19 protein-coding genes and 1 riboswitch are annotated in these 23,845 nt (G+C 43.8%); of the genes, 6 read left to right on the top strand and 13 right to left on the bottom strand.

Annotated features, from left to right (window positions below; genetic code table 11):
- Nucleotides 1-569 precede the first annotated feature (569 nt).
- From ACKA06_RS19750 to ACKA06_RS19775, 6 genes are all read right to left on the bottom strand, one after another.
- Entirely contained in the window at nucleotides 570-1,691 is a 1,122-nt protein-coding gene (locus ACKA06_RS19750; RefSeq protein WP_411160451.1) for a histidine kinase N-terminal domain-containing protein, read from the bottom strand.
- 159 nt (nucleotides 1,692-1,850) lie between these two features.
- Nucleotides 1,851-2,402, bottom strand: coding sequence for a competence protein ComK (locus ACKA06_RS19755; RefSeq protein WP_411160452.1), 552 nt, complete (start codon nucleotides 2,400-2,402; stop codon nucleotides 1,851-1,853).
- A 259-nt stretch (nucleotides 2,403-2,661) separates the two neighbouring features.
- Nucleotides 2,662-3,087, bottom strand: coding sequence for a hypothetical protein (locus ACKA06_RS19760; protein ID WP_411160453.1), 426 nt, complete (start codon nucleotides 3,085-3,087; stop codon nucleotides 2,662-2,664).
- A 119-nt stretch (nucleotides 3,088-3,206) separates the two neighbouring features.
- A complete protein-coding gene (sipW, locus tag ACKA06_RS19765) occupies nucleotides 3,207-3,785 on the bottom strand; it encodes a signal peptidase I SipW (protein ID WP_411160454.1) in 579 nt (192 codons plus the stop codon).
- A 22-nt stretch (nucleotides 3,786-3,807) separates the two neighbouring features.
- Entirely contained in the window at nucleotides 3,808-4,788 is a 981-nt protein-coding gene (tapA, locus tag ACKA06_RS19770; protein WP_411160455.1) for an amyloid fiber anchoring/assembly protein TapA, read from the bottom strand.
- 5 nt (nucleotides 4,789-4,793) lie between these two features.
- Nucleotides 4,794-5,390: a CalY family protein gene (locus tag ACKA06_RS19775; RefSeq protein ID WP_411160456.1), complete on the bottom strand. Its 597-nt coding sequence runs from the start codon at nucleotides 5,388-5,390 to the stop codon at nucleotides 4,794-4,796.
- A 410-nt stretch (nucleotides 5,391-5,800) separates the two neighbouring features.
- Between ACKA06_RS19775 and ACKA06_RS19780 the strand changes: the two genes are divergently transcribed.
- Nucleotides 5,801-6,076, top strand: coding sequence for a DUF4282 domain-containing protein (locus ACKA06_RS19780; RefSeq protein ID WP_411160457.1), 276 nt, complete (start codon nucleotides 5,801-5,803; stop codon nucleotides 6,074-6,076).
- An 89-nt stretch (nucleotides 6,077-6,165) separates the two neighbouring features.
- Here the strand turns inward: ACKA06_RS19780 and ACKA06_RS19785 are convergent, their stop codons facing one another.
- From ACKA06_RS19785 to ACKA06_RS19795, 3 genes are all read right to left on the bottom strand, one after another.
- Nucleotides 6,166-6,696 carry an Ig-like domain-containing protein gene (locus ACKA06_RS19785; RefSeq protein ID WP_411160458.1) on the bottom strand — a complete coding sequence of 177 codons (531 nt, stop codon included), beginning with the start codon at nucleotides 6,694-6,696 and terminating at the stop codon, nucleotides 6,166-6,168.
- Nucleotides 6,693-8,276, bottom strand: coding sequence for an S-layer homology domain-containing protein (locus ACKA06_RS19790; RefSeq protein WP_411160459.1), 1,584 nt, complete (start codon nucleotides 8,274-8,276; stop codon nucleotides 6,693-6,695). The genes ACKA06_RS19785 and ACKA06_RS19790 overlap by 4 nt, the downstream gene beginning before the upstream one ends.
- A gap of 426 nt (nucleotides 8,277-8,702) precedes the next feature.
- A riboswitch (cyclic di-GMP riboswitch) is annotated at nucleotides 8,703-8,788 on the bottom strand.
- Nucleotides 8,789-9,098: 310 nt separating this feature from the next.
- Entirely contained in the window at nucleotides 9,099-10,421 is a 1,323-nt protein-coding gene (locus ACKA06_RS19795; protein ID WP_411160460.1) for an S-layer homology domain-containing protein, read from the bottom strand.
- 237 nt (nucleotides 10,422-10,658) lie between these two features.
- Here ACKA06_RS19795 and ACKA06_RS19800 point away from each other — a divergent pair, with 237 nt between their 5' ends.
- Nucleotides 10,659-11,138 carry a sigma-70 family RNA polymerase sigma factor gene (locus tag ACKA06_RS19800; RefSeq protein WP_411160461.1) on the top strand — a complete coding sequence of 160 codons (480 nt, stop codon included), beginning with the start codon at nucleotides 10,659-10,661 and terminating at the stop codon, nucleotides 11,136-11,138.
- A 612-nt stretch (nucleotides 11,139-11,750) separates the two neighbouring features.
- Here the strand turns inward: ACKA06_RS19800 and ACKA06_RS19805 are convergent.
- The gene (locus tag ACKA06_RS19805; protein WP_411160462.1) at nucleotides 11,751-17,465 is read right to left on the bottom strand and encodes a pullulanase; all 5,715 of its coding nucleotides are present in this window, start codon (nucleotides 17,463-17,465) and stop codon (nucleotides 11,751-11,753) included.
- Between the two features lie 310 nt (nucleotides 17,466-17,775).
- Between ACKA06_RS19805 and ACKA06_RS19810 the strand changes: the two genes are divergently transcribed.
- Entirely contained in the window at nucleotides 17,776-18,189 is a 414-nt protein-coding gene (locus ACKA06_RS19810) for a hypothetical protein (RefSeq protein WP_411160463.1), read from the top strand.
- Nucleotides 18,190-18,316: 127 nt separating this feature from the next.
- On the opposite strand, the gene ACKA06_RS19815 is transcribed toward ACKA06_RS19810, so the two are convergent.
- From ACKA06_RS19815 to ACKA06_RS19825, 3 genes are read right to left on the bottom strand one after another with little or no spacing between them, the layout of a single operon-like run.
- Nucleotides 18,317-19,069, bottom strand: a complete 753-nt coding sequence (locus ACKA06_RS19815) for a gamma-glutamyl-gamma-aminobutyrate hydrolase family protein (RefSeq protein WP_411160464.1) — start codon at nucleotides 19,067-19,069, stop codon at nucleotides 18,317-18,319.
- On the bottom strand, nucleotides 19,069-19,383 hold the full coding sequence (locus tag ACKA06_RS19820; protein ID WP_197669531.1) for a hypothetical protein: 315 nt from the start codon (nucleotides 19,381-19,383) through the stop codon (nucleotides 19,069-19,071). Before ACKA06_RS19820 ends, ACKA06_RS19815 begins: the two co-directional genes overlap by 1 nt.
- 15 nt (nucleotides 19,384-19,398) lie before the next feature.
- On the bottom strand, nucleotides 19,399-20,769 hold the full coding sequence (locus tag ACKA06_RS19825; protein WP_197669532.1) for a TRAP transporter large permease subunit: 1,371 nt from the start codon (nucleotides 20,767-20,769) through the stop codon (nucleotides 19,399-19,401).
- Nucleotides 20,770-21,000: 231 nt separating this feature from the next.
- On the opposite strand from ACKA06_RS19825, the gene ACKA06_RS19830 reads away from it, so the two are divergent.
- The 3 genes from ACKA06_RS19830 (at nucleotide 21,001) to ACKA06_RS19840 (ending at nucleotide 23,833) form a co-directional block, all read left to right on the top strand.
- Nucleotides 21,001-21,747 carry a GntR family transcriptional regulator gene (locus ACKA06_RS19830; protein WP_411160465.1) on the top strand — a complete coding sequence of 249 codons (747 nt, stop codon included), beginning with the start codon at nucleotides 21,001-21,003 and terminating at the stop codon, nucleotides 21,745-21,747.
- Between the two features lie 298 nt (nucleotides 21,748-22,045).
- Nucleotides 22,046-23,425, top strand: a complete 1,380-nt coding sequence (locus ACKA06_RS19835) for an acyclic terpene utilization AtuA family protein (protein ID WP_411160466.1) — start codon at nucleotides 22,046-22,048, stop codon at nucleotides 23,423-23,425.
- Nucleotides 23,426-23,509: 84 nt separating this feature from the next.
- The gene (locus ACKA06_RS19840) at nucleotides 23,510-23,833 is read left to right on the top strand and encodes a DUF4387 domain-containing protein (RefSeq protein WP_411160467.1); all 324 of its coding nucleotides are present in this window, start codon (nucleotides 23,510-23,512) and stop codon (nucleotides 23,831-23,833) included.
- Nucleotides 23,834-23,845: the final 12 nt, after the last annotated feature.

The following is a 23,845-nucleotide window of genomic DNA, read 5'->3' on the forward strand; positions in this document are numbered from 1 at the left end:
TGTTTCCAGATATATTTAAATTTGGGTGTATCTGTTTGATCATGCCGTGTCTCTTCTGTTGAACACTTAAGAAATCCAGAGAAAAACAAAGATATTTTAAGTAACCTGCCATTATCGTGAGGGAGGCTCACGGGCTACCCGCGGAAAGCGAAGTCTTGCACGGAAATCATTAGCGGTAAAAAGAACCTATACTCAGATTGTTCGTCTTTGGATGGTAACTCTTTAGTTTTGTCTCAACCTCTTTTGCCTTTAACACCTACTTTAAACCTGAATTTTTGTGTGTAAAATGAAATCCCATTGTATCTATGAGTCTTATGGATCTATTTTTCCCCATCCTTATTTATAAATGTAATTACCAACCATAAATACCACCTTTTACTCATCGACATGTACCAAATAAAAATGTTTAAATATAATCACGATAAGATTTTGGTTTGTAAGCTGTATACAGGCCATCATCCCAGAGGCATCGGCTTGGTGAGCCGGTGCCTTTTTCTATTCCGTTAATAAACCTAGATATGTCTAATAAAAAAGTTCCGGGATATCCTATCCCGGAACTTTTTCTTCGACTATATTGATGCTGCTTGCGGTAAAGGAATCCGAACGGTAAAGGTGGTCTTTTCCTCAGAAGAATCACAGTATATATCGCCGCCATGCTTTTCTATCAGCTTTTTACAAATGAAGAGCCCAATACCTGTTCCAAGTTCTTTAGTTGTATAGAACGGTTCAAAAATCGCCTTGATCGTGTCTACTTGAATCTGCGGACCGTTGTTAGAGATGCTGAGGTTTAGGTGGCCATTTTTTATGATTGTTTCAATGGAGATTTCCCTTTCATCTTCGACCTGCTGGAGGGCATCAATGGAATTCATGATGAGGTTCAGGAAAACCTGCCTGAGCTCATCTTTATTGCCGGAAATTTTCACATCAGCGTCAATATTGACGCTTGTCAGCACTTCTCCAGCTAAAAGACTTGGATACAGAAATTCGATCAACTCATTGAAAAGTCGTGAAAGATCGATTTCTTCTCTCTTACTGTCGATGATTTCTTTTCTGGATACATGGAGAAACTGCGAAATGCGGTAGTTCAGCTGATCCAGTTCATGCTGCATGATATCCAAATAAGGAAGATCAGGGTAATCATTTTGCAGCAGTTTAGTAAAACCGATAATGGAGGTGAGGGGATTCCTGAATTCATGCACGAAGCTGGAACTCATCTGCCCAAGTATCGTAAGCCGCTCTTTGTGGGTCTGATCGATATAGAGTTCTTTTTCCTGAAGCTGTTCTTCCCGTATTTCCGTGTACTTTCTCACCGCTAAATATGAGAATCGGTCAAACAGTGAATTGATTTGCTCCAAGTAAGACTGTAGCTCTGTCCATTCAATCCCAGATCTGCTCACCCATTTGATGATTTCGCTTTTCCCAATATTGACATTGTAAACAAAATCACTGATATTCACATTGGCTTGCACTCGTTCGCGAGCTGTCTTATAGGCAAGCGCAGTGATTTCATCCTCGCTCAACGGATTTACAATCGCTCGTTTAACCAACTGAAACATCCGCAGACCGTTTTGAAGGACTTCTTCTTTGTAAATATCATTTTCTGCAATCACGCTTTTCTCTCTCCAATTATGTAAAAACTCATCCGAATGATCATCCAAAAAAGATATCAATCTATCAGAAGTACCAGCCATTAAAGACATCCCCTTGTTCCCGACTTTTCGTTCTCTCTTTTTTATTATCATAACAGAAATAGACAGAACAGGAGACTTCTTTTTCTGCCTGCCCCATTGCTAATTGTTTTAGGCGTGAAAAAAAGAAGCCTTTATCAAGTCTTCTTTTGAATTGCACTATTATGTTTGGAAGTGATTTTCTATAGTTATTGGACTTTTGGGTATTGGCAAGTGAATGTGCTGAAAGACATTTTCTTCAGCAGGATGAAGCTCTGTCAGTCTATGATCATTGTATGGAGGAAAGTCTGCAAAATAGTTCATCAAGGTAGCCGACCGCTCCCGCTGCTTGTTCAGGACGTCAATTGAAGATTTTATCTCAAACGAGAAGCCGTTTTTAAAGTGAATGAGTGTTGTATTTCCAGAAGAGGTGAATTCTTTAATATGTAAGTGGAATAACCAGATGCAGTCATAATGTTCAGGGGACATGGTGGGAAAAGCGTAAATATTTTGTTCCTTACTAATCATCAGGGGTGTCTTTCTATGATATCGAAGTGCATGCCGTACCGCTTTAATTTTCCCGTCATAAGAAGCACCGTTAGACATGCATGCCTCTTTTATCAATCTTAACATAGGCTTTTCGCTGAAAATCTCCTTTCCTGATAAATCTAGTAAAATTGTTTGGTACACCTCATGATATGCCGGATACATCGCCATTGTGGTCGATGTGATCAAGCCATTCCCATTCCTCACCGCCAACACCATCCTTTTCGAAAATAGAGTAAGTTGGATTTATCAGAAAATAACGAGAAACACAACTTTATACCTATTATAACGCAACAAGAAATTATTACCAGTTATTTTTACATATTTCTGTAAATTTCGTCTTTGATTTAGTCGAACGTTGTCTATTTATAAAGTATTGTAAAAAATGCTAAAAAGGAATTCTGTTACAACTGGTCTATTAGAATTTATTGCACCCAACCTTAACGTACTAGTTTCTTAATTCCTCACTAAACTCCACAAAGTCTTCATACGTTTCGTTTAAGTACCGTCTATTTCTTTCCAGCTCCTTTTGTTCACTGACTGCATACTGTGCCTGTGCTTCCCAATATTGACTGAACAAATGATGAAGATGCTCTTTTTCTCTATTTAGTTTAGAGGGATAATTTGCTTCAACCACAAAGTATAATTGGTCAAAGGCTAATTTAATATATTCCGAACTTGTATTATAATAGTCCTTTGTGATTTGCTTCTTACTATATTGTTCTGTCACGTGAGTATGGATTTCAAGCTCCTTAAGAAACCTTGAGTATGAATCTAATGTGTGTTCTTGCTGAGACTTTAAATGGTTAGATAAAATTAATAAGAGGGTAATTATTAATATAATTATAGATACAGCAGGGATTGATTTTTTCATCAGCTTCTTCCTTTTCACTAAAATTTTCAAACAGCTCTTCTCACATTCTATCAGATAATTAATACATATTTTCATAAAAAAGCCTCTACACCAGACAGTGTAAAGGCTTGGGATAACATTTAAGAAATATTCTTTTCGATCGTTTCATCCTTTTTTGATGAGAGATCGATGGTGGAGATGGCTTTCCAAATTGTAAAGCCTGAATATAGGATGAGCAGGATACCAGGTATAATGAACATCAATGCACCATTCTTCGAGTTCATGAAGTTCATGAAATATCCAATGAATGGAACGGTAAACCCTTTATATTCAGCAACGACGTTCTCGGATAGTACCGGCTCAAGGTCAGGCGCATCATTGTTATCACCTTTTGTCTTATACATGACGTGTTCCCCGTTCTTGATCACTTCCAGGACTCTGTGGGTGATGAGAATGTCTTCTTTCTCTTTGAACGTGATGACATCCCCTTCCTTGAAGCGGGTCATATCGCCTCCAGGCTTCACTGCGATGATCGATCCAGTCTGGATGCCCGGCTCCATCGAACCAGACAAAACCGTTTTTATTTGATACCCGAAGAACTGAGGTTCGCCGCCGGCAGCTTTAGATGAGACGACTACGAAGATCATCATGAACAGAACAGCGTACAAAATCACTGTAATACTGGTACTTACTATTTTTTTCACTAATTTTAATTTCATTGGTATCTCCCTTACCTTTCTATTATGGTTGCTCTTTATCATCCGGGGTAGAGTCTACAGGCTCTTCTTTCTCAACTGGCGGTGCAGTTTTTGGTTCACTTGCCGTTTTAGCTTCTGTTTCTTTAGCCGGCTCTGGTTCAGGCTCTGCTGGAGCTGGGGGTTCTTCAGGGGCTGGCTTCTCTTCTACAGGTGGTGCCGGTTGTTCTTTATTTTCCTCTTTACTCTGCTCTGGTGATTTTTCCTTAGGAACTGTTACTTCCTGCTCTTCTTGTTTATCATTTTTCTTTGGAGGTTCTGGCTTGGTTTTTCCTCCGCCTTTACCCTCGTCTTTTAGTGTCTCTTGTACACAAGTGATCGTGATGGTTTCGCTCCATAATTCGTGTCGGGTGTCTTCTTTGTTTCCGTGCCCAGGGCGTTGTAAGGCTTTGAATTTGTAGTTTCCTGGCTCATTGACAGACAAACTTAGAGTAGTTGTACTATCTCCATCTATCGGCTGAATGTTTCCATTGAAAATGCTGTTTCCGTTCATAGGATTTCCACTAGCTGCATAGTATACCGCATATTCTGTAGGACCTTCCATTGTACTTCCTGTGTTTTTAATACTCACAGAAATCTCTGTCGCGGTACAAGCTTCGACTGATCTTTCGTGATCTTTATTCGGGAAGCTTAAAGAGCTTTTATCCCAACTGCTCCATGTGCCGGTAGTAATAACACCGGATACTTGATCCTGATCGTTAAAATATGCACCCGTACTTCCATCTAAGAAAGAGCTAGTTATGGTAGTTGCATACCAGATGGCCATTAATTGACAGAGCAACTTCCACTTTTTGAATGGGGTTTTATGTTTTCTAGTTCTTGGGAATCTTATGGGGATCACATCCTTTGGATACGTAAAAAAATTTAATCTTTTGAAGAAGATAAATTGTTTTATCTTCTTCAGAAAACTAATTTTTATTGTACTAATTATGATAAGAAAGGTGGGAGAATCCCCACCTTTCTCCAATTTTTTTATCGCGCTACGCCTTCACCCTGTTTACCTTCAAATGTCCATTTAAGTTGTAAAGAATCACCTTGGAATTGATTTTGTTCTGTACCACTGTCAACAAATTCATATTGAACATAAAGTGTATCCGATGTACCAGAAGCAAGGTTCCCTCCAATTCTTTCGAACCAAGGTGAGAAGATATGACCTTCAATAACATCAGGTGACATGGATTGTAAGTCTGATAGTGTTGTACTAAAGATAGGTGCATCTAATTTATCTGCATTAATTAAGAAGTTCACTCTTATATGATCCCCTAGGTCATCGTTACCATTATTACCATTTGCATCGCTAACTGTATAGGAAGTAGCCAATTTAATAGAGTCAATACCTAAGCTTCCATCATTTTTTAATTGAAATGAACGCAACATTGTATCCCCTGGTTTTATATTTGAAACATTTATAATTTCAGTAGGTGCTGCATTCAAATCCAAAGTACCTGCTGCGAAGGTAGCGTTAGTATCTACACTATCACTAAAGTAAGCATATGTACCTCCCCCAACCAAAGCTAACCCTAGTGCTGCTGATGCTACGCCTAAACCTAATTTTTGCTTAATACCCATTTCCGAATTCCTCCTTGTTTTCACCCTTAGTTTTTTTGGTTCGATCTAGAGTTTGTTTTGTTCTCTTTAGCGAACCTTACACTTGAAGTATAAGACAAATGTCACAACTTGAAAAACCTTAAATACAGCCGTTTATTCGTTAAAAAGAACATTTATCGTTCGTTTTCTCAATTTATCTCTATTATTCTTATTATTTTGTAAATTATTAAGAACATTTTGTTCATTATAAAATACAAATCAGCACAATTATACGGTTAACTTATATGCATTAACTCCCCCTCCATCTATACACCTTCAAATTCCAATATTATATGCATTTAACTTAATAACCCTTAAAAGTTAAAATAGTCTTGTTCCTAACCTACTTATATAGTTATATATCCCTATGCCTATAAAAGGAGGTGACAAACATGGATCAATTTCTAAACTTCAATAAGATGATCACGCCCACGATCATTAAGGCGATCTTTTGGGTAGGCGTGGTTATTTCAGTTATTTCCGGTCTTATTATGATTATTTCAGGAGCAGCAAGCGGTGGAATCCAGATCTTCGGGGGATTACTTACCATTGTGATCGATCCGCTTCTCACACGTATTTATTGTGAACTTCTTATCGTATTATTTAAGATGCATGAGGCTCTTCAAACCATCAAGGAAAACAGCACGAAAGAACGGATGGGAGCTTAATCCAACATTACCGCTATTATTCTTTATTTTATACATATGATAGCCAAAAACCCCTTCTCGAAAAAAGAAGGGGTTTTTCTATTATTCTTCTATTTTATAACGGACTTAAATTCATACGTACCCTGGCCGGATTGAACAGTGTATTTAACGTAAACTCCATTCGAAGCCAACAAGCCGCCATAATTATAGGTGATACTTATTCCAAACTTCTCGTATTGAGAAATTTCTGTATCGATTCCGGCATTGTTGAGATCTGCCTGACTATACTCTGATTTTTTCGTCGTTCCTTCAAAAATCTCAACTTTCTTTACAATCACAGTGTTCTCGCTCATATTATTAAAGGAAGTGCTCAAGCTTTTAATAACGTTGTTGATTTGGCTGGTGCCGTGACCAAATGTAAGCATCGGTCTGTCAGAGACCTCAATTACGGTTTCTGCAGTATTTCCATTTGAAAGCGTTGCTGTGATGACTGCGGATCCTTCTTCATGGGAAGTAACCAGACCGGTTTCATCCACAGTTGCTACAGCAGGGTTATCTGAAGTCCAAGTCACATTAAGTCCTCCGGCAGCTTCCTCCGGTGTGATCACTGCTGATAGTTGGTAGGTTTTATTTGTATTCATTTTTGCATGACTTGTGCAGATTCGATAAGCAATTCTTGGATGCGTCCCTCTGCTGCTTCAAGTTTACCAAGCCCATTAATTGCAAGGTTTTCATCAAGTGCTAATGCAGCTTCTACCTTTTCACGTGCTGCATCCACAGCAGAGCGATGATCTAAAGTAATGGTATCAGGGAGAGCAGCAATCGCTTCTTCCGCTTGATACACAGCTTTCAGAATCACGATTTCGGATTCAGCTTCATCCAGATGTTCAATTCCTTTAATAGTTGCTTCTGGATCCACTTTCAGGACCTCATCTACTTTAGCCCTTGCCGTTTCGATCGCTTCTGCATCATCAAGAGTGACCGGATTTGAGATCACTTCAATTGCTTTTTCTGCTTCGTTAATAAGACCCGTCAGAAGAAGCGTACGTTCTGCTTTTTCCAGTTTTTTGATATTGGAGATTGCGGCTTCAGCATCCATGCTGAGAACGGAATCGACCTTTTCACGGGCAGCTTCCACACTTTCTTTATCTTTCATAGTGATGGTATCCGGCAATGCCGCAATCACTTCTTCAGCATCCTCAATTGCATAGAGAAGTTTAATGGAATGTTCTGCTTTTTCGAGGACCGAAAGATTTTTAATCATATCTTTACTTCCTCTTTGCAGCACTTCATCCACGAGGTATCTTGCTTCTTTTATTTTTTCTTCATCTTCCAACGTAATTGTTTCAGGTAAAGATGCTATTATATCGTCCGCTTTTTGGGCGTTGATTGCCTCAGGAGTCGTTTCAATGGTTAATTTTAAAGATGTTTTCAGGTCTGTTCCATTGATATCCCCATGAAGAATATATTCTCCAGGTTCGCTGTAATCAATCATTTCCCAGCCGACCGATCTTTCTTCAAGATTATTTCCCCGCATAAGGAGGGTGACGTTTGGAAGGGACACGTCCATATAGGTACGGGCTGTAATATCTTCCGGTTCAATCACTTTAATGAATACAGGATTATATGGGGACTCTGAACGAAAAATGAAAAGCGCAAACTCACCACGTGTGATCTCCTGGTCAGTTCCGAATAATGTCGCAGTCTTTCCCTGTGTAATATCATTGGCGATGAGCGCCTTTACAAATGGCATATACCGGTTGTTCACATCAACGAACGGGACACCCGCTTCTCCTTTTAGTTGATAGGCTCTGGCAATGATAATAGCCATTTCCCCACGGGTTAAGGTATCATCTGCACCGAAACGAGTTGATGTTTTCCCATTGATGATCCCTTGCTGCTTTAAAATATTAACTGCGTCTTTGGCACGTTCAGGGACATCATTGAACCCTGCATCAGGTGCCTGTTCCCCTAATAAATTTAAAGCTCTGGCAATCATGACAGCTGCATCAGCACGCTTGATCTGTTCAGTTATGCCGAACTTCGATTCAGAAAGACCGTTTGTAATGTCTTCCCTCACAAGATAATCAACAGCAAGTTCATATCTTACAGATACATCTTTAAATGTAAATGCCGAAGCTGTCGGAACGGCTGCCGTTATAGTCGCTGCTATTGCTGCCGCAGACAAGAACTTACGTAATCGTTTAGAATATTGACCCATTTTTTCTCTCTCCTTTATGTAGTATTCTAGATGTAAGATTAGTTGTTTTTTTAGGCTCTTTTCGCATAATTTGTTGCTATACAGACAAGAAAATACCGAAACTTGGGTATTTTTGGGTTGACCGTCCGTATCTAGTTTAAACTTGAGTTCGAAAAGAGCACGTCCTCAATCTGCATTCAGGTTGCAAGCCTATTTACGGAAAGCAACAATCTTTTAGAAAACAGCCTTTTTTATGTATTTTACTAATCTGGAATGTTACACCATTGGTAATTTTATCATAAAAATAAGCTAAAATTACCGTGGTGTTTTTGGTAATTTCAGCCTATAAAGTATAGAAATAGTGTACGTCAATTATAAAAAAGACAAAATAAAAAACCTTCATAACTCAAGGTTTATCGTCTTCCCGATATGTAAAAATAGGACGTATTCGGCAACTGGCAAGCATCGTCTTATGGACGGAAGCCCCTATAGTTTTGCGCCACCACTTTTCAATGGTTTTGCCTTTCTCGCACGCTCCATCAACTTGTCATTTGCTTCTAGCCGAATATCCGCTTTCTCGGCTGCTGTAACACTTTTATATATAGGCTGCCGCTTTCACTTTTGTAAAACTTGATTCCTATTAACTTTAATGGAGTCCATATTTCCTTCATATAGTACATCGGCATCGGTTAACTACCTCCACTCCTTACTATTTACCTATATTTTACACATATATTTCAGAAAATTCTATAATTTACGACAATCATTTATCGACAACATTTTTTGACAAAATATTAATTCATAAAAAGAGCAAGAAACGACTATTCGTTCCTTGCTCTCCACTTAATCCAGTGATTTATCCTTATAAAGTACATTCATCAGTTTAGAAGACGGATCTTTAAAACTGAAAAATAACTCATATCCATTCTTTAAGCGGTAGTACATAGTCCACAATCCATCCATTTCACTGTATCCCTCGTAATCAGGCTTCCCTATTACTTGTTTGATTTGTCCGGGGATCTTATTTATTTTACTGCCTTCCATCACGATGGCACCAATAGGGGATTCCGGACTGCTGTCGGAACCGAAATAAATGCATCCGTTATACGACCTTCCATAACCACCCTCGTAATACCCGCTCCATTTCGGCGTTGTTGAAAAATATTGTGTTACATTCTCTGTTCGCACCTGATCTACAGAGAACTCACATCCATTCAGGTAGCCATCATTGGCTAATTCGATAAAATGCGAATTGATCACCGACTTTGTTACATCCTCTCTCTCCCCGACGAGTACTTCATACGTATAGGCTTTTTCCCAGCTGTATCCACGGGGAATAATCGTTATATAGCCCACTCCCGGTTTGACTGCAGAAATTGTATTTTGATCTTCAAATTTTAATACACTGCTATCGATCAATACCCGGTCGGTCTCATTATTTAATTTGTTTAAATGAATTTGCTGGGAGGGTTTTAGGACGAAGAGCTTCCCATTATGATGATTCGCTTCGATTTCCCCGCCAGAAATTTTATAGTCTACGTTGATTGGTTCAATCACAGGCAGCGTTACCTTAAATTCTTCATTTAGTCCCCTCGCCAGGAAGGCTGAAAACTCTGCCCGCGTCAGCTCTTTATTTGGACGGAAGGTCCAGTCGCTGTATCCATTCGTGATTCCTGCCGAAAGAATCTTTCCAATTGAAGGATAGGCCGCCATGCTCTTTGAAACATCAAAAAACTGGATGTCTTTTGTCTCTTTAAGCTGGAAGGCCCTGCTGATAAAAATAGCCATTTGCCCCCGGGTGACAATATCATTCGGGCGAAAAGTCCCATCCGTGTACCCTTTGATGATATTCTTCTCCACCGCTTCTTCAATATAACCCGATGCAAAGCTTTCTTTTGCCACATCGTTAAATGAGCTCTCCCTCTGAACCCCTTCAAAACCAAGAGAGCGGCCAATCATGGCTGCAGCGGCTGCCCTTGTCACTTTCTCACCCGGTTTAAACGTTCCATCTATGTAGCCCGATATGATGCCCTCGTTCAGCAGATAAGAGATTTCCTTGTAAAAACTCTGCCCTTCCTGAATATCTTTCAAAGCTGCGGCCTGGGCGAATGGTGTAAGGAATAAGAGTAAAGCCGCTGTGATCACTATCGTTTTTATAAACTTCATATGTACACCTCCAAGTTATACATATACACAATTGAAAGCAGTTATGCTTCTATTGTTATTTCATTTCTAGGTAAATACCTTTTTTTCTTCTTTTATATAGGGATTTGCCTTTCTGAAAACACATAGTTTCTCCTGTTAAAACATCCTTTTTCCCTTTTTGCCGACGTTCTGCATTCCTAATAAGGTTAAGCTACCGGTAATTCATAGAAAGGCGCGCTGATCAGAAGGAAGGCACGTTTGGATTCATTTGATACGGTCCAAAAACAATACGAAAATATGATTCATAAAATCATCTACTCTCTCAACATTTACAGGAACAAAGAAGAATTTTATCAGACGGGGTTGATTGCCCTTTGGGAAGCCTATGAGAAATTCGATACTGAAAAAGGGGCTTTCCCTGCATTTGCTTTTTCTTATATTAAGGGCAGGATCATGACTGAAATGACAACTTACCACCGCCATGCGGATCGGAATGTATATCAAAAGGAGGAGTTTTGGGAACAGATTCAAGATGATTGCAAAGAAGATTATTTTCCTAAAGAACAGATACTCTCCTACTGTACTAATCTTACTGAAAATCAGAAAAAGTGGGTTATCTATACTTTTCTGCATATGCTTACAATTCAGGAAATCGCCACTCTGGAAAACGTATCTACCTCTGCGGTTAAGAAATGGAGATATGGGGCGAAAGCGAAAATACTAGATAATTCATTATGAATTTGACCATTACAAAAGCTCCTGCACAGTCTATTACGCAGGAGTCTCTTTGACGTTCTTTAATATTCATAGATAGCAAGAACTAAATTGAAGCTCTCTTATTCATAAGGTCTAAAATTTTCAATTCATGATAAGAAATTTTTTGCTTTAATTGCTTTTGCAGCTGATTATCCAGACAACTTTCTAAGAGTGCTTGATTGTAGAGGATCCTCAGGGAATGCCATTTAAGTCTGAGTTTAGGTAGAATCTTTTTCATTATTTCCTAACCCCCTTTTATAATTCTTTACTGTATCTAGCAAAAAATCTGAAGGTAATTACTACTTACTAAACATTAAACCTTTAAAAAATAGATAGAAAGAACCACACCAAATAGCCTGTTTTTGTATAGTATCATAATTAATAATGAAAAATATGATTTATTCTTAAAAGAATAAGCCTTACCATTACTATATATTCTTGCAATGATAGAATTTGTATAAAATTGGACCTGATAACACTTTTTTTGGCGACAAAAACTTACATAAAAAAATCCCTCCTTAATATCAATTAAGGAGGGGCATGTATTAATTCAGCATATCAGACAAGATGACTGCTTGCGTTCGGGTCAATTTTTCACCCGGTGCAAATGTTCCGTAATTTTTGCGTTAAGGATTCCGTATTCCTCTGCAGCCATGAGTTCACTTTTTTTGAATACTTCAGTTCTTGAGGCGGAAGTTGAATGTCATTCTGCTTATCCGGTTTATCTTTTGACTTACCTTTTGCCTTTCCTTTTTGTTCCACTTTGATGATTACAGTAGTCAACGGATCAATCGTCAAGGTGTCTTTCTTCAATTTAAATCCAGATCTGTGTTTAACCTGTTTGACTCCCGCTTCGTCGTCATCGACTAACACTTTCGCACCCCTGAGGTCGTAGCCCCCGATGGACAGTGTGCGTTTCTTGTCGTCGGCGTTGACGAACACATAGTACGTGCCGGTGTCATCGGTTGAGACGTTTTTATATGCCAGCATCAAATCCTCATCCTTGATTTCCGGGATGTCCATCAGTGTTACGTTCTGATCAACGAGTTCTTTTTCACCAAGTCGGAAGGCATTTGTCGATCTTCTAAGTTTGATCAAGCCTTCAGTATACTTCCTCGTCGTTGAGTTCACGGCGAATTCCTTCTTGTTCGTCGCCTTCTCCCAATCAAACTTATTGATCGCATCCGAAGAATCATAGGAATCATGGATAAAGTATCCGAACGGATTGCCGTCCTCATCCTTTAGCTCATGATATTTCTGTTCAGGCACCCCTTCACCGAACCACTGCTTCGTTCGGCCGTATTCCTGACCGGCATGAAGGAAAGCCGTTCCCTGTGACGTCAGGATCATGGAGTTCCCGAGACGGACACGTTTGTGAATTTCCAGGTTGTTCTCCTGGATGGCCGGATCTTTCTTGATCGACTGCGCGATGACATCATACAGCGGCAGGTTGTCATGTGCTGCGATGTATTGGACCATATCGCCCGGATCATCATCGGCCGTGTTGCCCGGCTGGCCTTTGATGTTGTTGAAAATCGTGTTGATATCGCGTGCGCCGCCTGTGATGAAGCGCGGTTCTCCTTCCGATCCAAAACCGGATTTCAATTCGTTCCGGATTTCATCGGAGAAGACACCGACATCATCGGTTTTGTCCATCCAGTCCTGATCGGCACCCATTCCTATGAGGTCAGGGTCAGAAAGATGGCCGGCAAACGTTCTCCAGCCTTCCCCGATGAATAATGCGTCAGGGTTGACGGAAGCGGCTGCGTCATAAGCATTCTGCACCGCAGGGTACGTCGCGTCCCCCATCATGTCAAAACGCATGCCGTCAATTTTATATTCTTCGAACCAGTATTTCACTGAATCCACCATCAGCTTTTCAGCCATCTTGTGGTTTGTAGCCAGGTTGTTACCGAATCCTCCGAGGAAGTTTCCTTTTTCGTCCTGGAAAGCATAGTAATTCGGAACGATGTCATTCAGTGTGCTTGTCTGTGCCATATGTGTGTACACGACATCCAGCACGACACCCATTCCGGCGTCATGGATTGCATCGATTAGCTGTTTGAGCTCTTTCACCCTCAGTTCAGGGTCTTTCGGGTTTTCCGAGTAAGCCCCGTCCGGTGAAAAATAACTGTGCGGATCGTAGCCCCAGTTGTATTCGTTGCCGCCGGCTGAATACTCGAGCTCCCTTTCACCCATCTTCGTTTCGTCACCGTAGTACCAGGCCATGACTGGCAGCAGCTGGACGTGGGTGACACCGAGGGATTTGATGTAATCGAGCTTGTCGATGAATGCTTTATAGGAGCCCCATCTTGCATCCAGGTCTCCTTCAATCGATGGATCGGATGTGAAGTCGCGGACGTGGACTTCATAAATCACGGCGTCCTCGCGTTTTTCATAGCCATCAATATCGGCTTGAGAGAAGCCTTTCGGATTTGTCCCCTTTAAATCAACGATTGCCGCTTTTCCGACCGTATCGCCGTCCGGACCTGCCTCACCATTTGTGTTCACCGTGAAAGCGGCCATTGACTTCGCGTATGGGTCCAGCACTTTTTTCGTTACACCGTCATTTGTGACTTCATATTGATAGTAATACCCTTTGAGGTCTTTCACTTTCAGATCTTTGGCTTTGACGTCGGCTGACCAGACGCCTTTTTCGCCTTTCGTCAGGTCGACACTGGCAATCTTGGATGAGGCATCTTTTTTATCATAAAAATCGGCCGTTACCTTGCTTGCTTTAGGAGCCCATAACTTTAATGTGGCATTCCCTTTTTTATAAGTTGCGCCAAGGTCATCCCCGTCGTATCCGTACATTTCATCAAGCAATCTCCAGCCGGTTGAAGCTGAGACGGTTCTGCCTGAGTAGGTAATGGATAGTGGGAGTTTATCGAGACTGAATGAAGCTTTCACTTCGACTGTTTTATCGCCGGTTATTTTAGCGCTTTCCACGGCCACCTCAGCACCATCACTGTCTTCGATGGAGAGATTTTTTATCAAATCGTCCTCGGTCAATCCCTCTGTCATCGTAAAGCCCAGACGGATCGTGTCTACTGAAACGACTTCAGCAGAGGTGATTCCCGATGCAACTTCCCAATGAGGGGAAACGTATACCGTGTCATCGCCTTGCTTGACCCAGAGGCGGTTGTATTTATCCAGAAGGTTGAACGATTTATCCCCTCCATCCTTGCCGGCATCGCCTTTCGATTCATCCATGACGATGAAACCGATCTGTTTCGCATTTTCGTTTAATGGGATATCCACATAAGCTCCATACTGATCTCTTCCGGTTAAATCAGCTGCACCCGAAGGCCAGCCATCTGAAGGAGCCGTTACATCTCCCCAGTTCCACACCCCAAAATTTTCGTAATTTGCGTCGTCACGCACATAGTGAATGCGGACCGTGTTTTCAGGTAAATCAACAGGCTCATAGGTTGAAACTTTATCTGAACCCTGTTCGATCCAGATCTCATTCATGTCTTCCGAAGTAATGGTAAATCCTTTATCGCCGCCGTCTTTACCACTGTCCCCCTTGGTCACGTCCATGACCAGGAAGCCGATGTTCTTCGCTCCTTCAGCAAGCGGTACATCGATATAGGCACCGTAGCTGTCTGTCTTTTCGAACATGGTTGCGCCAGTCGGCCAGTTGGCAGAAGGGTCTTTCACGTCGTTCCACAGCCACGCACCAAAGTTTTCATAGTTGCCGTCGTCGCGCTTGTAGTGGATGCGGATATTGTTTTCAGGGACCGGCTCCACTTCAGGCTCGCCGCCATCAGCTGAGCCCGCTTCTGCACCCGTGATTGCACCGCCGTCAACTGTAAGCAGGGCGGTACCTCCGTCTACTTTTGCCGAAAGCGTCACAGTCACTTCTTCAGCCCCGGATACAGGATATTCTTTCCCGGAATAATGGTCGGTGATGACCGCATCGGGGGAGTCGACTGAAACCGTGATTTCTTTCGCTTCGTCCCCGACATTCATTCCCACATACACCGAGTCATCCCCATACGTCCGCGAGAACATCAGGAACTTATCGCTTTTCGTTCCGCCGATAAAGCTTCTTTCCCCTTTGGCAAAAACTTTCGAGTATTCGCCGCGGAAGTTGAGAATCTTCTTATAGTGCTCAAGGATATCGTTGTTTTCAACCTTATCCCATGCAAAATCATAACGGTTGTCATATTGCGGGTAGTTGTTCGCCCCGCTTTGGCCGAGCTCCTCACCGTAATAGATGACCGGCTGCCCTTTCGATGTCGCCTGCAGGGAAGCAGCCAGTTTCAGCTTGCCTTCATCCCCGCCCAGTGAATAGAGGAATCCGTCTTCATCATGGCTTCCGAGGAATTGGCCAAGTGTTGCGGTGTTATCGATTTTCCCGTTGCGGGCAGCCAATTTGTCATTCGCCGCTTTTACGTTTCCGTTCACAAATTCTTTAGCAATGTCCTTGAACCCGAAATCAAGCAGGGAATCCATCATGCCGGACTCTAAGAGGCCCTGATCATTATCAGCACTCGCCCCCCATGCTTCCCCGATCATCTTGTGCTCGGGCATTTTCTCCGTGATCGCATTCTTGAACGCCATCCACGTCGGTTTGTCGACATGCTTTACGGTATCCACACGGAAATAATCGATCGTGTTACCTTTCTCGGTTGTCGCTTTGTCGATCCAATCTGTCTGCCAATCGATGATCTGCTGGCGGACTTCAGGGTCTTCTGTGATGATGTCCGGGAGTCCTGCCAGTTCACCGACCACTTCGTCACTGCCGACTTCTGAGCCTTGACGAACGATATCAATGAAGCGTGCGCGGTCTTCGTCGGTTGGATAGCCGGTTGGACGTTGCTCTTCAGGAAGGTCCCCGTCAATTTCTTTAAGTCCGTAACCCGTGTGGTTCAACACCACATCCACCATGATCTTGATTCCGCGTTCATGGGCTTCGTCAATCAGCGTATGGAACTCTTCCATCGAACCGAAGTGAGGATTCAGCTCGCTGAAGTTGTCGGCCCAATAGCCGTGATAAGCAAAGTATGGCTCCCCGCCTTCTCCTTTGCGGACATCATAGTTCACGTTGTCCACAATCGGACTGATCCAGACCGTGTTTACGCCAAGCTCATCCAAGTAGTCAAGCTTGTCTGTGATCCCTTCAAAGTCGCCGCCCTGATAGGAACCGCGCTTAGACTTGTCATAGTTCAAGCCGTAGGGATCATCATTCGTTTTGTCGCCGTTGAAGAAGCGGTCCGTCAGCATGAAATAGATGATTGACTCATCCCAGTCGAAATCATTGCCGCCAACGACCTGCCTTGTTTTCACTTCGACTTCGGCCGATCCTTCATATGGATTGCCGTAGCTGTCGACCACTTTCAGAGGAATCGTCTTTTTGCCGGCCGTTACATCGTCATCGACGGCGATCGTTACCTCTTTCAACGAAGGATCGACTGTCACGTTTTTCGATCCGCCGAGCTCTGAAAGATCTGCCGTAATTTTAGATACTGACAGCTCTTCTGTCAGTCCATCAATATCTACGTTCAGAACAGCGTTTTCGTTGTAATCAATTGCTCCAGGTTCAACAGTCCCGGTTACGTTCAAATCCCCTTTTTGAAAATCAAGATAGGACTTGCCGTCAACCGTGTTGTAAGGATCGCTGACCTCGGTTGTTTGCCCATCTTTTGTTACGAGGAAAGAGTACGGAGTCTTTCCATTCGGGATGTCTTCATATGAAACCTTGAATCGCTCATTTTCCGGCTCATACGTCATTTCCCTTGTTTCGCCATTAAACTTCAATTCTACTTTATCAATCGTGTCCATGGCATCGTCAGCAAAGAGAGCCTTGTCACGATAGTAAAAAGTTGCGTCGCCCTGATCGAGTACAGGTGCCGATCCATCGGGAACGATTCTTATCTCTTCGACACCGCTTGTTATGTAAGCTTTCGTAAGCGAGTCGTTTTTATTGACCTTGATAAAGCGGTCACCGAATTCTTTTTGGGCAGTATCCCAGTCTTCTGTACTGCGCAGCACAAATCCAAACTGCTCAGTATCGGGTCCAACTGCGATATTCGCTGTCGCCAACCCGTTTTCATATGAATCAAAATTTAGTTGGCCATCCTGTACTCCGGTGTTCCAGGCCCAAATGTTCCAGCCGTCATACTGCTGGTCGTCGCGGATGTAAGTGAATCGTACGGTGCTGTCAGTGCCTTCTGACGTGTCCACCGCTTCCCCGCCGGTTGATGCCGCCGCTGTCTGTGCAGGTACGTATGGCAGCCACAGGCTCAACACCATCAATACTGTCATGAGTATCGAGAAACGCCGCTTTGTTCCTTTCTTCATGGTTATTTTTCCTCCCCATTGTTTTTCATTGTTCTGGTTGTGGAAACGTTTGCACAAATATGTAAAAGAGCTGGTCATTTTTCTAAACTTTCTCCCAATGCAGTAGACCCTCACTTTTCCGCTTTAAATGCAAACGCTTGCAATTGTCTGTATTTTTAAATTTTACATGATTTTTACAAGGGGGACAATATGACTAAAGACTCATCGAAAGTATGGAAATGGTTTTTTCGCCACTTTCAAATACAACCTTTTTTTTATAAAAATAATTCTCTCCAAACATAAGCACGAGCTATTCAGGAGTAATGACCCCGTGCAAGAAGATTTACTGACCTATATCAATGAAGACCTGAAAGACCTAACAGTACTGGAAGAAGAAGCGTTGGCCGAATACGAAAGTGTCACAGGCGATAACTATGAGGATGACTACACAACTTACGTTCATATTAAAGACGTCGTCATGCCTGCATACAAGGATTTTCTCGACCAGCTTGAAGAAGTGAAGCCTGCCACTTCAGAGGTGCAGGAAATACATGAAATCTACATCGAAGCCGTTAATCTGCAGAACAATGCCTTTATTAAAATACTAGCCGCTTTAGAACAGCAGGACTACGAAATGGTAGCCGATGCCAACGAAATGCTGGCCGATGGGAGAGCAGGTATCAGAAATTATACAAATGAACTGGAAAGGCTCGCTGATGAGCATAATGTGGAATTGACGGAGTAGTTTGGACAAGGGGACGGGAACGGTTTCCCTTTTATGGCGAGGGACAGTAGACCTGTCCCCCCTGTCCCTCTGTCAAATTTAAAGGCCCGTCCCTCGTTGCTTTAAAGCAACGAGGGACGGGCCTCCATTATACGGTATGAACCGGCTTAAAACTATGCGCAGCCGAGGCAAATTCCTCAAAAAACTTCATCCACACCGGCTGGCTCCCCCACAGCTTCTCCGGGTGAAATTGAAATCCGAAGAGGAATGGATGGGTGGTGGATTCGAATACTTCCACGAGCCTGTCTTCCTTGGACAAAGCTACCGCTTCCAAGCTGGTTCCCAGCTCGACCATATGCTGGCGGTGGAAGGAATTGACGGGAAGGTCTGACTGACCCATGATGGAATAAAACCTGCTTTCTTCCCTGACAACGATATCATGTACAGGCTGATCGGGTGGTATCAACTGACGTTCCTGGTGATGCTCGATGCCGCTGTCGGGTATACTTGCCAGTCTGCCCCCGAGCACTTCATTGATCATCTGGGCGCCCCTGCAGAAACCAACCATCGGCAGCCCCCTTTTCAGTCCGTATTCAACCAAACGCTTATCTGCCTTATACCGGCCGGGCCCGGACGATTTCAAACCGGCGAGCTGCGAGTTTCTTCTATTAAGCGGGAGATATCCCCCGCCGGTGAACAAGAGTCCCTTTAAATGGTCAAGCGGCGGAAGTGAACAATCACGGTAGATGGGAATCAGGTATGGCTCGAGCCCCACGCTCCTGACCAGCTCGATGGTATCCCTCTCGACGTATAGTAACGGATGACCAGGGTAAATATCATCATGACTTCCTTCATCTGCATGGACGGTGACACCGACCATATCCGGTGTAAACGCTGTCATTATAGAGCCTTCTTTTCAATCATATTCAGGTTTTCCCGTGACGTCTCGGGTTCCGTCTCCATATCGTGTACTTCACCCTTGATCGTCAGAGTATGGTTCTTGCTTAGATAAATCTGGACGATTCCTGCCAGAGCAGCGATTGCGGCCAGCCTGATGCCCCATGTCATCAATTTACCTGCGAATACGGCAAGAGAGGCTCCCATTTCCCCGCCGATCACCATCGTGACACCGAACAACAATCCAACAACCAGTCCAAGTAACATCGTGATGAACGCAAGCCAAGTATATGTTTTCTCCATTAAATTCGCCAACATACATGTCTCCTCCTTTTATAATCCGATGATCGGTATGATTCCAGCCAGAAGAATGATACTCACCAGTACATGCAGCAAGACCCACACCACGGCAAGCTTGGCCGTGTCTTTAAAAGTGGAGCCCGCTATCCCCATCGCGACAAACAGCCCCAATGCAAGCGGCGGTGTCATTCCTTCAAGAGCCCCAGTCATCGCAGGCAGCATCGCCGCAAGCAGTACCGGATTCCCTCCGAGAGTACCGAAGACTGCGATCATCGCTCCACCAAGGATGGCTACTTGTGCTGAACCCGGCAAGACCATGCCCAGAATCATGAAAAACAGCGGCAGAATGATGATGAGAGCCGTTGTGCTGAGCCCGAACGAAACAAACCACTCTCTCACAGCCTGTTCCATCTGCAGGCCTACAAACACCTGCGAAATCGCGTATGCCATATAAATGGTCACACCGATCGGGACGACCTTAGGCAGCGAAGACTTGAACATATTGAAGAGATTCGGGAAGTTGATCCGTTTCGAAGGCAGCGCTTTGCGCCCGATCGCAAGTGCATACGCCCCGGCCAGTCCCGGAGTGAACATCAGGACGGAAGAAGAATACGCTCCAGCCCCCTCTTCACCGATACGGCCGATGATAAAGTCCTTGAACTGTGAATCCGCAAGTAGCGGCAGGAAGATCAATGCCGGTAAAATAAGGGCCGGCCAGCCGAGTGATAAGCTTTTCTTAAAGGTAGGCAGCTCCGCCCTTGGAACAGGTTCCACCTTGTAATACTTACAGAGCGCCCATAAAGTAAGCCAGCGCTGGACGAAGAACCAAAATCCGATTCCGTAGGCAACGACCATCCAGCTGCTCAGCGATATGCTGTCAGGGTAGACATCGTTCAAGATACCGAAAGTCAGGATGACGATGCCTGATGGAGGAATGATATTCCCCAGCATACTTGCCGACATTTCAGTCGTCGCGGCAAGCGCCTTTGGATAGTTGGATTTTTTCATCATTGGAATGGTAAATACCCCTGTCGTCGCTACATTCCCCGGGCCAGTCCCGGATAACGATGCCATGAACGTACTTCCAAGCAAAGCGACATATCCCGCCCCGCCCCTGAATCTTCCGACGATCGAAAGCATGAGTTTGATTATGCTGTTCACCACTTTAGTAGAATCAAAGATGATGGCGACTACCATAAAAGCGAAGATCGCATAGAAAAGTGAGCTTGTCGACGGAAACAGAAGCGACTGCCAGGCAAGTTCGTATGCACCGGAAATGACCACAATAAAGATGAAAGCAAGGGTCATAACCTCGTACATCGGACGTTTAAACAAGACAAATAAGACGGCTACAAATGCAATCAGTGCAAGTAAATAAAAGATGGCTGCAGGTATTCCAAACACATATAGTTCCCCCTTTGCGTCATTGTCATAACCATCCCCTTAGTGGTTATAACATTTAATGAAGATTATAGCAGAGTTTTTTGAATAATCAAACACTTTTATAAAAAAATATACTAGAAATCTGAAAAACCAACCTAAATTACTAAAAGAACTATCCCTTGAAATTAATTACTTTCATAATGAATCCACAGTGGTTATAATAAGTGATAACAAGATATGGAAGGTGATCTTATGCTCGATCGCAAACAATCGGCGCCGCTTTATGAGCAATTAAAAAATGAAATCCATCTAAAAATAAAAAACGGGGAACTCAAACCGGACCAGCAAATCCCGTCAGAGAGGGAGCTCGTTGAACAATACAATGTAAGCCGGATCACTGTCCGACAGGCCATCAACCTGGCTGAAAGGGAAGGCCTTGTAAAACGGATCCACGGGGTCGGCACATTTGTGGCCCATCCAAAAATGCAGCAGGAGCTCAGTTCATTCAATAATTTTCAGTCCACCCTCCAGCAGCAGGGATTGATCGCTTCGACGAAATTAGTCGGCACCGGGACAATCGGTAGTGACTTTCAATTATCGAGGATGCTCGATATCAATGTGATGGAGAAAGTCACAAGGCTCGAGCTGATCGGGTACGGAGATAACAGCCCTGTTGTCTATTATAATAGTTATTTCCCCCATCATGTCGGAGAAAAAATGAAAAAAGCTGCAGAACAGGCGCTTAAGATGGAAAAACCCTTCTCCACACTCGACTTATATCAAATGGACGAGGAGATGGATCTGCACCCCACCCATGTGGAACAAACCTTTGAAGCGCAGGCAGCCTACGCCCCGATCACCGGCATCCTGGATATTAAAGAAGGCTTCCCGCTGTTCAGGGTCACATCCATCGTCTATCAGGATAAAACCCCGCTCGAATACAAGGAAACCTACTATAAAGGTGATCAATATAAGTTCTTCATAACCCGGCACATGTAAACTGCATGATGCCGGGTATTTTTTTGGCTTCTCTTTCTTGGGTTGTACCTGGTACATGGACAGCGGATTGTACCTGGTACATTTTTAACATTTTACACCTGGTACACTGAGAACGATTTGTACCAGGTACACGGAGAACCGTTTGTACCTGGTACATCGGCCCCACTACATACTCCCCCAAACTTCATCCTCAAATAAAATATTTTTCATTTTCTGAATTGACAAACAATTTAAACGGCGTTACACTGTAGTCACTGGTTATAACATGTTATAACAAAAAAGAGGAGGATACTTTACTATGAAAAAACAGTTACGCATACTTTGTCCGAATGGCCATCTTGGTTTCGCCCCTACAAAAGAAGAAAGCTTTCGCATCGCCGCTGCCACCAAACCCGATTATTACTGCTGCGATTCAGGGAGTGATGATATAGGCGCCTCCGCACTGGGCGGTGACCGTTCCGTATCCATGTATAAGTGGCAGAAGCATGACCTGGAGCTGATGCTTCTCGCATCCCGCGAGCAGGGCGTCCCGATGATCGTCGGATCTTCAGGCGATACCGGGGCCAACAGCCGGGTGGATATGTACGTCCAAATCATCAAGGACCTCGCAAAGGAACATGACCTCCCTCCATTTAAACTTGCTTATTTTTACTCTGAAGTAGATAAAGGATACCTAAATGATGCGCTAGCCAATGAAGTCACCATCGAAGGACTGGACGGCAGGGATTCCCTTTCAAAAGAAGACCTCGATAAGACGGAGCGTGTCGTCGCGGTCGCCGGCATCCACCCATTCGTGAAAGCGCTTGATATGGGGGCGGATGTCATCATCGGCGGACGCTCGAGCGACTGTGCCATCTTTGCCGCACCCGCGATCCGCGAAGGATTTCCGGAAGCGAATGCCTACTATATAGGAAAAGTGCTTGAGTGCGCCTCCTTCTGTGCAGAGCCGTACGGTGCAAAGGAAAGCATCATCGGGACGATCACGCATGATGACGTCAAGGTGACTGCGATGCACCCCGATCAAAGCTGTACGATCGCTTCGGTTTCCGGCCACGCGATGTACGAACGGGCCAATCCGTTCTATGAGTATTTCGCAGGCGGCATGCTGGATATGACCAATTGCCATTATGAACAATTCGATGAAAAAACGTGCCGCATCACCGGCAGCAAATATGTCCCTGTAGACGGGGATGTGAAGGTGAAGCTGGAAGGTGCAGGGAAAGTCGGTGAGAAATTCATCGGCATTGCCGGAGTTCGCGATCCATATACGATCCAGCATATCGACCAGGTCCTTTCTCTCGCCAAAGAGCAGACTGCGAAGGAATTTGAAGGCGTTGATTACCACCTGAACTTCAGGACGTTCGGGAAGGACGGCGTAATGGGAGCCCTGGAGCCGGTCAAGGAGATCAAATCCCATGAACTGGGCATCGTCGTGGAAGGGATCGCCGATACGATGGAAACGGCAGAAGCATTGACCCTGTTCGCGACGCGTCAAATCTTCTATGCCCGTCTCCCAGAAGTGAAAGGGACGGCCGGGACGGCATCCTTCCTGATCGATGATGTAATCTATGCACGTGCTTCCTACAGCTGGACGATGAATCACGTCATCCCGGTGAAGGATCCGATGGAGCTTTTCGATGTGCATGTGGAAGAAGTCGGATCACTGGTAAAAGCCTGAAGCTATCATTGAGGACACTCCCCCCGAGACCGCAAGACTGCCGAGGGGAAATATCATAATCCATTCAAAAAGGAGAAATAAAACATGACCACCAAACCATTACACGAATTGGCGAAAACCATCCGTTCCAAAAACGCAGGAACCGATAAAATCACATTCGATATCATTTTTAAAGAAAAAGAAAAGTATGAGCTTGTCAGGAACAGCGGTGTGCTGTCTAAGCAATCGGTATCGGAACTCTATAAGATTCCTGAAGAAAAGATCACCGACTTCGTCCATTATGATCCCGCCAATGCCATCAAATTCACAATCAAGCGCGACCGCCCGAGCGGAGATCCGGGAGACGGGGATATTTTCGGTTCGCAGCAATACCCTCCCCTCTTGATGGTGGAAGTCCCGACGGCTTGATTCGCAAAATCT

The organism is Rossellomorea oryzaecorticis, from assembly GCF_045897515.1.
GTDB classification, from domain to species: domain Bacteria; phylum Bacillota; class Bacilli; order Bacillales; family Bacillaceae_B; genus Rossellomorea; species Rossellomorea enclensis.